Source organism: Ruania halotolerans, assembly GCF_021049285.1.
Classification (GTDB): domain Bacteria; phylum Actinomycetota; class Actinomycetes; order Actinomycetales; family Beutenbergiaceae; genus Ruania; species Ruania halotolerans.
The window spans coordinates 513,240-527,941 of record NZ_CP088017.1 but is presented as its reverse complement, the minus strand read 5'-3'; the positions used below and the strand labels follow the sequence as shown (position 1 = coordinate 527,941).

The 14,702-nt window shown below is 68.0% G+C and carries 12 protein-coding genes; 4 read left to right on the top strand and 8 right to left on the bottom strand.

Annotated elements, in window-relative coordinates; all coding sequences use genetic code 11:
• The first annotated feature begins 75 nt into the window (after positions 1-75).
• Positions 76-699 carry a bacterial proteasome activator family protein gene (locus LQF10_RS02255; protein WP_231065885.1) on the top strand — a complete coding sequence of 208 codons (624 nt, stop codon included), beginning with the start codon at positions 76-78 and terminating at the stop codon, positions 697-699.
• 87 nt (positions 700-786) lie between these two features.
• Here LQF10_RS02255 and LQF10_RS02250 read toward each other — a convergent pair whose 3' ends face one another.
• From LQF10_RS02250 to serS, 6 genes are all read right to left on the bottom strand, one after another.
• Positions 787-1,719, bottom strand: coding sequence for a carbohydrate ABC transporter permease (locus LQF10_RS02250; RefSeq protein ID WP_231065884.1), 933 nt, complete (start codon positions 1,717-1,719; stop codon positions 787-789).
• Positions 1,716-2,699: a carbohydrate ABC transporter permease gene (locus LQF10_RS02245; RefSeq protein WP_231065883.1), complete on the bottom strand. Its 984-nt coding sequence runs from the start codon at positions 2,697-2,699 to the stop codon at positions 1,716-1,718. Before LQF10_RS02245 ends, LQF10_RS02250 begins: the two co-directional genes overlap by 4 nt.
• A gap of 73 nt (positions 2,700-2,772) precedes the next feature.
• Complete coding sequence (locus LQF10_RS02240) at positions 2,773-4,122, bottom strand: ABC transporter substrate-binding protein (RefSeq protein ID WP_231065882.1); 1,350 nt, start codon at positions 4,120-4,122, stop codon at positions 2,773-2,775.
• Positions 4,123-4,299: 177 nt separating this feature from the next.
• Positions 4,300-5,307 carry a LacI family DNA-binding transcriptional regulator gene (locus LQF10_RS02235; protein ID WP_231065881.1) on the bottom strand — a complete coding sequence of 336 codons (1,008 nt, stop codon included), beginning with the start codon at positions 5,305-5,307 and terminating at the stop codon, positions 4,300-4,302.
• Between the two features lie 27 nt (positions 5,308-5,334).
• Positions 5,335-6,186: an HAD family hydrolase gene (locus tag LQF10_RS02230; RefSeq protein ID WP_231065880.1), complete on the bottom strand. Its 852-nt coding sequence runs from the start codon at positions 6,184-6,186 to the stop codon at positions 5,335-5,337.
• On the bottom strand, positions 6,183-7,451 hold the full coding sequence (serS, locus tag LQF10_RS02225) for a serine--tRNA ligase (RefSeq protein WP_231065879.1): 1,269 nt from the start codon (positions 7,449-7,451) through the stop codon (positions 6,183-6,185). The genes LQF10_RS02230 and serS overlap by 4 nt, the downstream gene beginning before the upstream one ends.
• A 73-nt stretch (positions 7,452-7,524) precedes the next feature.
• Here serS and LQF10_RS02220 point away from each other — a divergent pair, with 73 nt between their 5' ends.
• On the top strand, positions 7,525-8,676 hold the full coding sequence (locus LQF10_RS02220; RefSeq protein WP_231065878.1) for a diacylglycerol/lipid kinase family protein: 1,152 nt from the start codon (positions 7,525-7,527) through the stop codon (positions 8,674-8,676).
• Positions 8,677-8,731: 55 nt separating this feature from the next.
• Positions 8,732-11,122, top strand: a complete 2,391-nt coding sequence (locus LQF10_RS02215) for a hypothetical protein (protein ID WP_231065877.1) — start codon at positions 8,732-8,734, stop codon at positions 11,120-11,122.
• Here the strand turns inward: LQF10_RS02215 and LQF10_RS02210 are convergent.
• Both LQF10_RS02210 and LQF10_RS02205 read right to left on the bottom strand, forming a co-directional pair.
• Positions 11,046-12,002, bottom strand: coding sequence for a glycosyltransferase family 2 protein (locus tag LQF10_RS02210; protein ID WP_231065876.1), 957 nt, complete (start codon positions 12,000-12,002; stop codon positions 11,046-11,048). The genes LQF10_RS02215 and LQF10_RS02210 overlap by 77 nt on opposite strands.
• 19 nt (positions 12,003-12,021) lie before the next feature.
• Positions 12,022-12,834: a DUF5926 family protein gene (locus LQF10_RS02205; protein ID WP_231067227.1), complete on the bottom strand. Its 813-nt coding sequence runs from the start codon at positions 12,832-12,834 to the stop codon at positions 12,022-12,024.
• Between the two features lie 163 nt (positions 12,835-12,997).
• On the opposite strand from LQF10_RS02205, the gene pgm reads away from it, so the two are divergent.
• Positions 12,998-14,674: a phosphoglucomutase (alpha-D-glucose-1,6-bisphosphate-dependent) gene (gene pgm / locus LQF10_RS02200; RefSeq protein WP_231065875.1), complete on the top strand. Its 1,677-nt coding sequence runs from the start codon at positions 12,998-13,000 to the stop codon at positions 14,672-14,674.
• Positions 14,675-14,702: the final 28 nt, after the last annotated feature.

Below are 14,702 nucleotides of genomic sequence, written 5' to 3'. Positions count from 1 at the left end.
AGTTCTCGGTGCCCCCCGCCGCGCGCACATGCGCCGACCGCGCACCGGGGACGCACAGCCAGGCATGATGGAGTCATGACGAGCACTGATCGCGAGGACACCACCGACGAACCGGCGGGCAGCACTGCTGAAGGCCCCCGAGACGACTCGACCGCCGCGCAGGACCGGTCCGAGGGCTCAGGTGAGAGCTCCGAGGGTCCCCGCGTGGTGGTCTCCTCCCAGGACGGCCTCGGTGTGGCAACCGACGACGATTCCGATCCCTCAACACTGGTGGCCGAGCCGGCCAAGGTGATGCGGATCGGCACGATGATCAAGCAGTTGCTTGATGAGGTCCGAGGCGCCCCGCTCGATGACGCGGCTCGCGAACGCATGGCCGCCATCCACGAGAAGTCACTGCACGAACTTGAGGACGGGCTGAGCGAGGACCTGGTGGCGGAGCTGCACCGCATCACCTTGCCGTTCAGCGACGATCGCACCCCCTCGGACGCGGAACTGCGCATCGCCCAGGCGCAACTGGTCGGTTGGCTGGAGGGCCTGTTCCACGGGATTCAGACCGCTCTGGTGGCCCAGCAGATGGCCGCGAAGAACCAATTGGTGCAGATGCGCAAGGCATTGCCACCTGGAGTGAATCCAGGTCAGTCGTTGGGGTTGGGCGAGCAGGACGGCGGCGAGCACCACGGCACCGGGCAGTATCTGTAACTGCGCGCTCCGCCATGACCGCTCAGGCGGGGGCTGAGGCACCCAATGCGCAGGTGCCCCAGCCGGTTCGCACGATCGATGCCCAGTTCAGCCCTTCACCGAACCGGCGAGGAGCCCCCGGACGAAGTAGCGCTGCAGCGCGAAGAACACCACCAGCGGCAAGATGATGGAGATGAAGGCTCCCGCCGTGAGCAGGTGCCAGTCCTGACCGCGGTCGCCAGTCATCGCTGCCAACGCTGCTGTCAGCGGCTGCACCGTGCGAGAGCCACCCGAGAACGTCAGCCCCACCAGCAGGTCATTCCAGACCCACAGGAACTGGAAGATGGCGTAGCTGGCGATCGCGGGCAACATCAGCGGCAACATCACCCGCAAGAACACGGTGACGTGACCGGCGCCGTCGATCCGGGCGGCCTCGATCAGATCGCGTGGCACCTCCGACATGAAGTTGTGCAGCAGGAAGATGGCCAGCGGCAACCCGAAGATCGTGTGCGCAACCCACAGCGACAAGAACGGGAACACATCGGCGATCTCGGTGCCGGAGAAGATCCGCAAGAGCGGGATCAGTGCCATCTGCAGTGGCACGATCTGCAAGGCGAACACCCCGACGAACACCCAATCCCGGCCCTTCCAGGTCAGCACCGAGAACGCGTACGAAGCCATGATGGCGAGCACGAGCGGTGCCACCGTCGCCGGGATCGCGATCACCAGGGAGTTCTGGAAGTACACGGCCAGGTTCGTGGATGTGGCACCGCCCAGAATCCGCTCATAGTTGTCGAGGGTGAACTGCGGATCGGAGAGGATCGTCCACCACCCTGACGACTTGATGGCCGACTCCGGGCGCAGCGATGAAATGAACAATCCGAAGGTCGGCATCGTCCACAGCACCGCGATGATCAGGGCGAACGCGCTACCCAGCCGGTTCGAGACCATCGACCGGAACGAGGACGCGCTCGAGCGGTGCGTCCGGACCAGGCGTTCGGCCTGCGGCGTCACTGTCGTGTGAGTCGTCTCGGTCGTCATCCTCGCACCGCCCTGTTCCTTGCCATCTGCCGAATGTTGTACGCCACTAGCGGGATCACCAGCACGAAGATCACCACGGCCATCGCCGAACCGATGCCGTTATCGCCAAAGGTGAAGGACCAGTCGTACATCTCGTTCGCGAGCACCTGGGTGTTGAACTGGGACCCGGTCATGGTGCGGGTGATGTCGAAGATCTTCAGCGTCGCGATGGAGATGGTGGTCAGCACCACCACGAGGGACGGCCGGATGCTCGGGATGGTGATCCGCCAGAACATCTGCCAGCCGCTCACCCCATCCAGACGAGCCGCCTCCACGATGTCCTCCGGCACCGCCTTGATCGCGGCAGAGAGCACCACCATGGAGAAGCCTGCCTCGATCCAGACCAGCACGGCGATCAAGAACAGCGTGTTCAACGGGGAGTCCTGCAGGAACCGGATCGGCTCGAACCCCAGACCGGTGATCACCGCGTTCAGGATGCCAATCTGCTCCTGGGCCGCGCCCCGGTACTCGTACACGAACTTCCAGATGATTCCCGCGCCCACGAACGAAATCGCCATGGGCAGGAACAGCAGCGATTTGGCCACCTTCTCGAACCGCGAGCGGTCGATCAGCACGGCGTAGACGAGCCCGATACCGGTGGAGAGCAGCGGTACCAGCACCACCCACAGCATGGTGTTGCGCAGGGCGATCAGGCCGGCGGAATCCTCAATCAGGTACGCGTAGTTCGCGAGCCCCACGAAGGTCTCGCTGCGTTCGTCCATCACCGACATCCAGAATGTCCGCAACGCCGGGTAGATCAAGCCCACGGCTAGCAACAACAAGGCGGGCCCACCGAAGACGGCGACCATCACCGGAGTGCCGCCTCGGCCCTTGGCCCGGTCAGCCAGCCGGGCCAGCAGCAACAGCACCGCCAGCAGGGCGGCGAAGGCCAGGATCGCGAGGATCAGCTGACCGTTCTTGGAGTACAGAAGGAATCCCACCACGAGCCTCCCAGCATCGTTCGCACGGGCGACCGGGCCGGGAACGTCCAGTTCCCGGCCCGGCCGGCGTCGATCAGTCCTGCGGCCAGCTTTCCTCGACCGCGGTGAGAGCGTCCTCGGCCTCGACCTGGCCGTCGATCCATGAGGTCATCTCGGTCCAGAAGGTTCCGGCACCCACCGAGGACGGCATCAGGTCGGACCCGTCGAACCGGGCCACCGCGTCCTCATCCTGCATGAGTTCCAGCGTCAGGCGGAGCACGTCTGAGGAGGCGTTCTGCGGGTCGACGCCCTGGTTCGGGCTCACCACCCCACCGATGGAGACGCGGGAGTTCGCCCACTCGGGTGAGGCCAAGTACGCCTGCACGGCCTGGGTGGCCTCATTGTCGTCGAACGCGGCGAGGTAGTCACCGGCGACCAGCAGCGGCTGCTCATCGGCAGTGTCGGCCGGGAGGTAGAACGCGAAGACGTCGCCATCCGGGCCGACTTCAACATCATCGGGCAGTTGCGCCTCGAAGAAGGATGCCGCGCGGAACATGAAGCAGTTCCCCTCGGGAATCTGCAGGCCGGCATCCGACCATGCGGTGGTGGCGATCGAGCGCGGGTCACCGATCCCGCCGTTCACGTAGTCGGGATTCTGCAGGATCTCACCGACCCGCTCCAGCGACGCCACGATCTGCGGATCGTCGAACGGGATCTCGTGGTTGACCCACTGGTCGTAGACGTCCGGCCCAGCTTCACGCAGCACCATGTCCTCGAGGAAGTCCGTGGCCGGCCATCCGGTGGCGCCGCCGGACTCGATGCCGAAGCACCACGGCTTTGCGCTTCCCTCACCCTGATCGGCAACGATCTGGTCGGTCAGATCCATCATCTCCGACCAGGTGGTCGGCACCTCATAGCCGTTCTCCTCGAAGGCGCTCGGTGAGTACCAGACGTAGGACTTCACCGATCCCATCACGGGGATGCCGAACTGCTCGCCGTCGATGTTGCCGTAGGTGAGCCAGTCCTCGGTGTAGTTCGCGCTCGCCGCGTCCATCGCCGCCTCGCCTGCGGGAACGAGGTAGTCACCCTCCTGCATCCGCTGCAGCAGCCCTGGTTGCGGGAAGATCGCGAGGTTGGGCGCGTTGCCGCCCTCGACCTGCACAAAGATCTGCGACTCGAATTCGTTGGTCCCATTGTGCTCGATGGTGATGCCCGTGCACCCGACGAAGTCGGCCCAGGACTCCTCGAGCTGATCGGCCTCCTGATCGGAGATCGTGGAGGAGATCTCCACGGTCTCGCCTTCGAAGGTGCCGTATTGCTCATAGTCGGCGCAGTCGGCGTCGGTGTCACCACCACCGCCGTCGCCACCACCGCCGAGGTCATCACCAGAGCACGCGCTCAGTACCAGTGCCATGGCCAGACCGCCAGCGGTCGCGGCCCCCATGCGTCGCACAGTCGTTGTTCTCACGTTCGACGTCCCTTTCCACAGTCCGATGGGTCAGGCGTCAGGGCAGTCAACACTGACACCACCCCCATGCAAGCGCTTACGGCACCGGAGTGCAAGCGCTTACGGACCGGATTCGGGTCACAATCGGATCACAACGACGTGCCTGCGCCTGCGTCAGCCGGGCACCGGGCCGGTCGAGCGCCGCGGCTCGAGAGAGACGGGGAACAACACGTCACTGCCGACCGGTGCCCCGGTGAGCATCTCCAGGATCAGCGTCGCTCCCGCCTCACCCTGCGCCTGCGCATCCTGTGCCACGCTCGAGAGCCCGACGAGTTCGTTCAACTCGTGCCCGTCCACCCCGATCACCGAGATCTCCTCGGGTACTCGCAATCCCCGATCGCGCAGGACCTCGAGCGCTCCGAAGGCCATCTCGTCCGAATGCGCATAGACCGCGGTGATGTCCGGCCGGGCGTCCAGGAGACGGGCGGCCGCGCCACGCCCTCCCTCGTGGGTGAAATCGCCGTACTCCACCAAGGACGGGTCGTTCTCGATGCCGGCAGCCGCCAGACTCTCGGCGGCGGCATCGGCGCGTTCGCGCGCTGGAGACCACCGGGAGGTATCGGCAGCAGAGGCGTGAATCTGGCCGATCGTGCGGTGTCCGAGGGCGACCAGGTGCTCGACCGCGAGGGTGGAGCACGCGCGGTCGTCCATGTGCACTCGTACGTGCTGCGGCGATCCTGCACCGATGAACACCAACGGAAGGTCCAAGCGGTCCAGGTCCATGATCTCCGTGGCCGCGAGCGGGAGCCCGAGCACCAGCACACCGTCCACGCGCCGGCGCAGTAGGCCGGTGTCGATCATCCGCCGCGTCATATCCGATCCGACATCGAAGGCGTGGAGCAGGACGTCGAATCCCGCCGAGCGCAACGTGCGCTCGGCACCTTCCACCACATTGCGGTGAAACCAGCGTGAGAAGGACGGGGTGAGCAGGCCGATCGTTCGCGTCCGGCCGCTCGCGAGGGACGCGGCCGATGGGCTCGGCGCGTAGTTCAGCTGGGACGCGACACGGAGCACCTTCGTCCGGGTCTCCTCCCGCACGTTCGGGAGCCCGCGCAGCGCACGGGAGACGGTCGCGGTAGAGACACCCGCTGCTCGCGCGACATCGTCTATTCCTGCGCCCACGATCTGACAGTGTGCCCTATATCGTGCTCAGGGGCGCAGAATCGCGTGCAGCACGGGCACGAGCCCGTCCTCCTCCACTCGCCCGGTCACCAGGTTCGCCACGCTGCGGGTGGTCTCATCGGCGCCGCCCATGGCTACGCCCACACCCGCCCAGCCGAGCATCTCGATGTCGTTGCGTCCATCCCCGGCGGCCACGGTCGCCGTCGGACCCACCTTCAGGTATTGGCGCACCTGTTCCAGCGCGGAGGCCTTGGAAACCCCTTCGGGGGCAATATCGAGCCACGCGGTCCACCCGACCGCGTAACTCACCCCGTGAAGTCCGGAGCGGTCGACCAGATCGTGGAAGTCGTCCGCACCGAGCCCGGGCGCCCGCATCGTCACGCGCGAGGCGGGCATCGCGCACAGCTCCTCGAAATCCACCACCCGCAGCGTCCCGGTGAGTTCCCCGTCTGGGAACGGGGCGGTGAGAACGAATCCACGGCCGAGATCCTCCACGGCGAAGATGCCTTCGGGCAGGTGCTCACGCAGCAACCGCAGCGTCGGGCCCGGATCGAAGGTGACCACATCGTGGATCTCATGGCCGCCTGGCAGTCCGGGATCGAGGCGAATGGTCACCGCTCCGTTGGAGCACACTGCCCACCCAGAGTCGATGCCGAGCATCGCAGCCACCGGCAGCACCGCCTGAATCGACCGGCCGGTGGAGAGCACCACATGCGTGCCGGTGGCACGCAGCTCCACGACGGCGGCCCGCACCTCCTCCGACAGACTCTGGTCATGCCCGAGGATGGTGCCGTCGATGTCCAAGGCGACCAGGAGGTCCGGTCCAGGCCGATGCAGCGCCAAGGCGCCCAACTGAGGCGGGGTGGGGGCCGTCGTCATCGGGGCTCGAGCACCTCGCGACCGCCGAGATAGGGGCGCAGACCCTCGGGCACCCGCACCGAACCATCCTGCTGCTGGTGGTTCTCCAGGATCGCCACGATCCACCGGGTGGTACCCAGGGTGCCATTGAGGGTGGCCACCGGATGGGTCCCCTTCTCCCCGCGTTCGCGCACGCCCAGGCGCCGGGCCTGGAACGTGGTGCAGTTCGAGGTCGAGGTGAGTTCCAGGTAGCGCTCCTGAGTGGGCAGCCAGGCTTCGCAGTCGAACTTGCGGGCGGCACTGGAGCCCAGATCCCCGGCGGCGGTCTCGATCACCCGGTAGGGCAGGTCCACCAGTGCGAGCATCTGCTCTTCCCACGCGAGCAGGCGCTGGTGTTCGGCCTCGGCATCCTCGAGGCGCACGTAGGAGAACATCTCCACCTTGTGGAACTGGTGCACGCGGATGATGCCGCGGGTGTCCTTGCCGTGCGACCCCGCCTCGCGGCGGTAACAGGCCGACCAGCCAGCGTAGCGTCGGGGACCGCCGGACAGGTCGATGATCTCCCCCGCGTGATAACCCGCGAGCGCCACCTCGGAGGTGCCCACCAGGTACAGATCATCCGCCTCGAGGCGGTAGATCTCGGCCGCGTGTGCGCCGAGGAAACCGGTGCCGGCCATGATCTCCGGTTTGACCAGCGTAGGGGTGATCACCGGGGTGAACCCGGCCGCGATAGCGGTGTCCATCGCCGCGTTCAGGAGGGCGAGTTCGAGGCGAGCCCCCATCCCGGTCAAGAAGTAGAACCGCGACCCGGAGACCTTGGCACCGCGTTCGGTGTCGATCGCGCCAAGACCCTCGCCGAGTGCGAGATGGTCCCGCGGCTCGAAGCCCTCGGCACTGAAATCTCGGCGGGTGCCGACCTCCTTGACCAGGAGGTAGTCGTCCTCACCACCCGGAGGGACGCCGTCGGCCACGATGTTGGACAGTTGCATGAGCAGCTCATCGCACTGTGCCTGGGCGGCGCTGGCTTCGGCTTCGGCGGCCTTGACCTCCTCAGCCAGCGTTTTCGCCTGGGACAGCACGGCGGGGCGATCCTCGGCCGGCGTCTTCCCGATCGACCGGGAGATCTCCTTGTGCTGTGCCCGCAACTGCTCGAAACTGGTCAGCAGGCCACGACGGCGTTCGTCAGCTCCCAGCACCTGGTCCACCAGATCGGGGTCCTCACCCCGCGCACGCTGGCTGGCTCGGGCGATGTCCGGATCCTCGCGCAGGCTCTTCAGATCGATCACCCTCCGAGGGTATCGCTCAGCCGCGGCACTGGGCATCGCCCCCGCGAGACGCGGACCGGCTACCGTTCACGTCATGACATGGGAGCAGGCGATCAGCGTTGCGGCGCTCGTGCTGGCATTGGCAGCTCTGGTGGTGGGCCTGATCGTGCTGCAGCGGATCCGCGAACGAGGGGCGAAGGTCGATCCGTTGGTGAGCCCCGCGGAACCGGATCGCGAGAGGGCGTCCGGTCCGCCGGCATTCGTGGTGAATCCGATCAAGACCCGCGACGTGGACGAACTGCGCCGGCTGGCCCTCGAGATTGCCGGGGAACTCCAGCTCGATGAGCCGCTGTGGTTCGAAACCACACCGGAGGATCCGGGCGTGGGGCAGGCACGCGAAGCCCTGGCTGCGGGTGCGAGCGTGGTGGTGGCCGCCGGCGGGGACGGCACCGTGCGCGCCGTGGCCACCGCATTGGCAGGCACCGGCACCCCGATGGCCCTGTTGCCGATGGGCACCGGGAACCTGCTGGCCCGCAACCTCGATCTGCCCCTGGACGGCACCGCTTCCTTGGTGCGGACCGCACTGGGCGGCACCGATCACCCGATCGACATCGGCTGGATCCGCCCGCACCGGCTCTCCCGAGCCGCTGGCAACGACGAGGACACTGCCCCGGAGTCGGAGACCGATGCCGCAGTCGGCGCACTCACCAACGCCGCCGGCGAGCATCTGTTCCTGGTGATGGCCGGGATCGGTTTCGACGCCGCCATGGTGGCCGGAGCCGATGATGAGCTGAAGTCCAAGATGGGATGGTTCGCCTACTTCGTGGCCGGCGCCCGGCACCTGCACGGGCGCAAGCTCCGGCTGCGGATGCGCGTGGGTGAGGGCGAAGTACGGCCGCTGAAGGTCCGCAGCCTGCTGCTGGCCAACTGCGGCCGGCTCCCCGGTGGGATCGTGCTGTTGCCCGACGCCGAGTTGAACGATGGCTGGCTCGACGTCGCTGCCCTGGACACCCGCAACGGCCTGCTCGGCTGGGCCTCCCTCTTCGGGAAGGTGGTACTCCAAGGGCTCGGCATCCGCCGGGATCTGCCGGTGAGCCCGAGCTCGATCGAGTTCTGGCGAGGCCGGGAGGTCGCGGTCAGTTGCGATCAACCTGAGCACCTCCAGGTGGACGGAGATCTGATCGGCGAGGCGACCGCCGTCACCGCCCGCCTGCAGGCCGGTGGCCTGCGGGTACGCACCCGCTGAACCCTCGCCCGGCACACACAGGTTCTGCACGTTCGGCCACATAGGCTGGCCAGCGATGAGCCATGAACTGCCCGCCCCGGCCCCCGACCAGTCAGGCCCGGCCCAGTCCACCCCTCGTGGACGGTCGCTTCGAGTCGTGGGCGCGCTAGGGATCGCCCTCGTCCTGACCCTGCTCGGATGGTTCAGTCCACCCCCGGCGCATGCTGATACGCCCGAAACGCCGGTGGTCCTCATCGGTGTGGGCGGCCTGGCCTGGGAGGACATCGACGACGAGACACCGGCCCTGGCCTCGCTCACTCAGCAGGCGGTGGGTTCGCTGGTCGTGCGCAGTGTGCGTTCCTTCACCTGCCCGGCCGACGGATGGCTGGCTCTGAACACCGGCACCCGTGCCGCCGACCATGAGGGGCAGTGCCGGTTCCTGCTGGAACCGTCGGGCAGCCAGGTGCGCGGCTGGCAGGACTATCAGGAGGCGGTCTCCGGGCAGAACTTCGAGGCGCAGCTGGGATTGTTCGGGGAGGTTCTGGGCGAGACTGGCACGCCGGTGCATAGCATCGGCCCGGGCGCCGCGATCGCCGTGGCCGGCAGCAATGGCAACGTCGCTGGGCACACTGACCGGCCCGCTGATCCCGGCGAACTCGCCGCGGCAACGAGCGAGGCGGTCGCTGACTCCGATCTGGTGGTGATCGACGCCGGCTCGATCCGCAACGGTGACGACGGCTACACCATCTCCTCAAGCCGTGCGGAGTACCGGGCTGAGCAGATCCGGATCATCGAGCGACGCGTCGCGGCCATCCTGGACGGACTCGCCGAGTCTGCGAGCGAGCCGGTGGTGCTGCTGGCCGGTATGGCTGACTCCGGAACCACCCCCGGTCTGCGGGTCCTGACCATCTCCGGGCCGGGGGTCGGCACCGGCTTGCTCAGCTCGCCCTCCACCCGGCAGGAGGGGTACGTGCTGGCCACGGACCTGCAGCCCACCCTCACCGAGATGCTCCAGATCACCGACGCCGTTCCCGCCGGTGCCACCATCGGGGCACCGGCTTTCGTGGCCGACGGTGATGCCGGACCGGCCGCCGTGGCCAGCCGGTTGAGTCACCTGCACGACGATGCGGTGCACGCCAGTGCCGTGCGCCCGCTAGTGCCGACCTTCTACGCCGGGCTGGTCGCGTTGAACCTGCTGCTGTTCGCGACCGTGGCGATCGCACTGAAGCGGCCGGCAGCGGCACGGATCCGCGCCTGGATGGCCGCGAAGTTCCCCGCGCAACCCGGCAGCCGGTTGCTGCAGCGGGTGTTCGCCCAGGGAGAGCTGGCCCTCGGTGTCTTGCGCGTGGTGGCATTGGCGATCGCGAGTATCCCCGTGGCCTCCTACCTGGCGAACCTGCTGCCATGGTGGCGCGCGGATCCTCCGATGCTGGCGTTGCTCGGCGGCACAGCCGCATGGATCGCCGTCATCGTGGCCCTCGCTGTGCTCGGACCATGGCGGCGAGCGACGTTCGGTCCGGCGGCCGTGGTGGCCGGAGCCACGGCTGTGGTCCTTGCGGTGGACGTGGCCACCGGCGCCACCCTTCAGCTCTCCGCGGTGATGGGCGTGCCCACCTTGGTGGCGGGTCGCTTCTACGGGATGAACAACACCACATTCGCCCTGTTCACCACGGCGAGCCTGATCGTCACGATCGTGCTGACCAACCCGCTGGTACGGGCCGGACGGCGGCGCCTCGCCGCCGTGGTGGTGCTCGCCGTCGGGGCCGTAGTGGTGGTGCTGGACGGCGCCCCCTCCATCGGCGCCGACTTCGGCGGTCCCCCGGCGCTGCTACCGGCATTCATGGTGATGGCCCTGCTCGCCGCCGGGATCCGGCTCACCTGGAAGCGGGTGGTCGCCGTCCTGATGATCGCCGCGGTCGCCACGATGTCGATCGCGTTCGTCGACTGGCTCCGCCCGCCCACCGAACGCACCCACCTGGGACGCTTCTTCCAGACGGTGCTGGACGGCGGGCTGTGGGGCGTGATCTGGCGCAAACTGGATCAGAACATCTCCATCCTGTTCGGCAACCGGCCGTTGACGATCCTGGCGATCTGTGGCGTGCTCACCGTGGTGTACGTGCTCGCCAAGCCGATCCGGCTCGCCCTGACCTCCCCTGACGGCGGCGCATTCGCCTGGCTCTCCGGGGGCAATCCGATCTCACTGATGAGCCGGGACGTGCCGATGCTTACTCCCGGGCTGGTGGCCGCTGCCGTGGCTCTCGGACTCGGCCTGGCAGTGAACGACTCGGGAATCGCGATTCCCGCGCTCGGCGTGGCACTTGGGGTGCCGTTGCTGATCGCGGCGTGTGCCACCTGGATGCTGGGCCTGCACGCCCAGCGTGACCGTGAGGTCAGCGCCGGCGTGAGCGCCAGCGACGCTTACTCACGGTCGGGGCCGGCTCACCCGCGGACGCCGGAGTCTCGCTGAGGTTCTGCCCGTCCGGCGGGAGTGGCGGTTGCGGTTCCCCGGCCGCATCGGACTCGCTGGAGGCCTCCCGGGTGACCTTCTGCTTGTAGTGGCGGAACTTGCGTGCGGCCACTGCCATCGCCACGTCCCGGTACTGCGCGGCCCGGTGCAACTGCCCGGCCAGATCCTTCCCGGAGGCCCGGTGCCGCAGATCGCATGGCACCTCCACCACAGCGAAACCCTGCAGCAATGTGTCCATGGTCATCCCGGTCTCGACTCCCCAACCGTGGGCGAGGGGAGTGGCGGCATCGAACGCAGCACGAGTCATGCACCGCTGCCCGGAGAGCGGCTGCATCGGCGCCCAGCCGGTCGCCCGCTGGATGGCACGGCGGGCCAACCCGGTCACGATGCCACGACCAGCGGCACCGGGCTGCTTCGGCAGCACAGCGATCGACAGATCGGCTTTGCCGGCGAGTACCGGGGGCACCAACGGAGCAGCATTCACCGCGGTGGCACCGAGGTCCGCATCCACGAACAACAGCAGCCGAGCCGGGCCGGCCTCCACATCCCGCATGGCCACCACAGCGGCACCGGTCTCCATCGCTGACGCCTTCCCGCGGTTGTGCGAGTGACGCACCACCACTGCTCCGGCTCCCCGGGCGAGATGCTGCGTGTCGTCCTCGCTACCGTCGTCCACCACGAGCACGAGATCGACATGGGGGATCGCCCGCACAGCGCGCACTGTGGCAGCGATCCGCTCTTCTTCGTCCTTGGCCGGGATCACCGCGGCGACCCGCTGGTTCTGCGGATCCGGACGTTGCACCGGGATCGGAGCGGTATCGGGCACACGACGCCGGATGACCCGTAGCGGGTTCATCCCGTCGCCTGGCGCCCGGCTCACAATCCTCAGCCTATCCCGGTCAGCGCAGCGTGACCTGGCGCGACACGATTCCCGCCCGTGCCCGTCGTTCGTCCGCGTTCAACGGCTCCGTGACAGCGAGTGCTTCACTGAGACGCTCAGCGAAGCCGGGTGCGGCGCTCTCGAGCTCCTCCGCCTCGGTGCCGGCGGCCAGCTCCCACACGGGCACCACCAGCCCGCAGGAGCGGAATGCCCCGATGAACCGCGCGCCGTCATCGACCGCAGAGGCACGGGCCGCGTGCAGGCGGGCGAGGGCGTCCAGCAGGGCTTCCTCGTCTTCGGTACGGGACCAGCGCAGGAACTCCCGCGCGCCCATACGGCACCAGTAGGCACTCGGCACCGACGTCAGTTTCACCGTGGGCACGATCGCGCCGGCGAACTCCTCGAGTGCGGACGTCAGTTCCGGCGTGGGTTCGGTATCCGGCGGGAGCACGAAGTCGAACGTGTCGTGCAGCGTCACCTCGAACGGGGCATCGGTATCGAGGACGTCTTGCAGACGCGGGCCGGGCCCGGGAAGTTCGAGGTGGGTGAGGCTGGTGCCGGGCTCGGAGTCGAGTACCTGCAGCAGGGCGGCCGCCACGTCCCGGCTCGGGTCACCACTGGAGGTCACATTCTGCAGCGCCACCAGGATCCGGCCGTCCTCCCGGTGCATGGCCGGCAGCAGGCCCGGGAGCACGGTCACGACGGTCACCTCGCGCGAGCCATACTCGGCGTTCGTGCGAGCGGTGGCACTGGCGGCGGGCACCACCTCGCGCATCGCCACCCAGTCCGCCTCGCCCGGTAAACCGTCGAACGACCTCCGCGGTGCCGCCATGGCCGCCTTGCGGGCTGCTTTGCGGGCGGCCACCTTCTCGTTCACCTGGCCGGACTTCTTGCGCTTTGCCATACCTGCACTCTATCGAGAGGATAGGGAGAAAATGCCAACTGCTGACCTTTCCTTCTCGCCCGCGCCCGATGCGGGTGGCACGATGGCTCTTATGCATTCCCGCGCAGGGCAGGTAGCCCTCCCCGAGGACCTGATTGACACCGATGCCGTGCTCTCGGCGTACTTCGACCGCACTCCGGATCCGGACGACCCGGCCCAGCAGGTGGTGTTCGGCACCTCCGGGCACCGAGGTTCCAGCCTGGACGGCGCCTTCAACGAGGCACACATCATCGCCATGACCCAGGCGATCATCGAGTACCGCGCGGGGCAGGGCATCGATGGGCCGCTCTACCTCGGCCGGGACACCCATGCGCTCTCCGAGCCTGCGCAACGCACGGCACTGGAGGTGCTTGCCGCCGCCGGAGTCGAGGTGCGCATCGACGCCCGTGACGCGTACACGCCGACACCGGCACTGTCGCACTCGATCCTGCGGCACAACGGCGCCGGATCGCGCGAAGGTGTGCGCACCCAGGGCCCGGGCCTGGCCGATGGCATCGTGGTGACCCCCTCGCACAATCCACCCCGTGACGGCGGGTTCAAGTACAACCCGCCGCATGGCGGGCCCGCCGGAAGCGAGGCCACCGGGCAGATCGCCACGCGCGCAAACGAACTGCTCCGCTCCGGAGTCGGTGCGATCGCCCGCTTCCCGTACGAGCGGGCGATCGAAGCGGAGAACGTGCACAAGCACGACTACCTGCTCACCTACGTCGACGACCTGGAATCGGTGCTCGACCTGGATGCCATCCGCACCGCAGGGGTACGGATCGGCGCCGATCCGCTCGGCGGCGCGGCCGTGGAGTACTGGGCGGAGATCGCCGAACGCCACAGCCTCGACCTGACCGTGGTGAACCCGCAGGTGGACCCGCGCTGGTCATTCATGACGCTGGACTGGGACGGCAAGATCCGGATGGACTGCTCCTCCCCCTCGGCGATGGCGTCGCTGGTGACCACCATGCGCGGAACCGACGACGTCCCGTTCGACGTCGCCACCGGGAACGACGCCGACGCGGACCGGCACGGAATCGTCACCCCGGACGGCGGGCTGATGAACCCGAACCACTACCTGGCGGTGGCGATCGACTACCTGTTCCGGCACCGTCCGGACTGGTCAGCCGACGCCGGCGTGGGCAAGACGTTGGTGTCCTCAGCGTTGATCGACCGTGTGGTCGGGGCCACCGGGCGCCGACTGGTGGAGGTCCCGGTGGGCTTCAAGCACTTCGTGCCCGGACTCCTGGACGGCTCCCTCGGCTTCGGCGGTGAGGAATCGGCCGGCGCCTCCTTCCTGCGCCGGGATGGCTCGGTGTGGACCACCGACAAAGACGGCATCCTGCTCGCCCTGCTCGCCGCCGAGATCCTCGCGGTGACGGGCCGCTCCCCCAGCCAGCTGCATGAGGAGCAGGTCGGTGAGTTCGGCCAGAGCTGGTACGCCCGCGTCGACGCCCCCGCCACCCGGGACGAGAAGTCGAGATTGGCCAAGTTGTCAGCCGATGACGTGAGCGCCACCGAACTGGCCGGCCAGCCCATCACGGCAGCCCTGGTGCAGGCCCCTGGAAACAGCGCCGCCATCGGCGGCCTCAAGGTCACCACCGCGGACGCCTGGTTCGCGGCGCGCCCCTCCGGCACTGAGGATGTGTACAAGATCTACGCGGAGTCGTTCGTCTCGGCCGATCACCTCGAGCGCGTGCAGTCGGCGGCGAAGGACGTGGTCTCGGCAGCACTGGGCGGGTAGTCCGGGCCCCGGCATGCCAGGTGCTGGG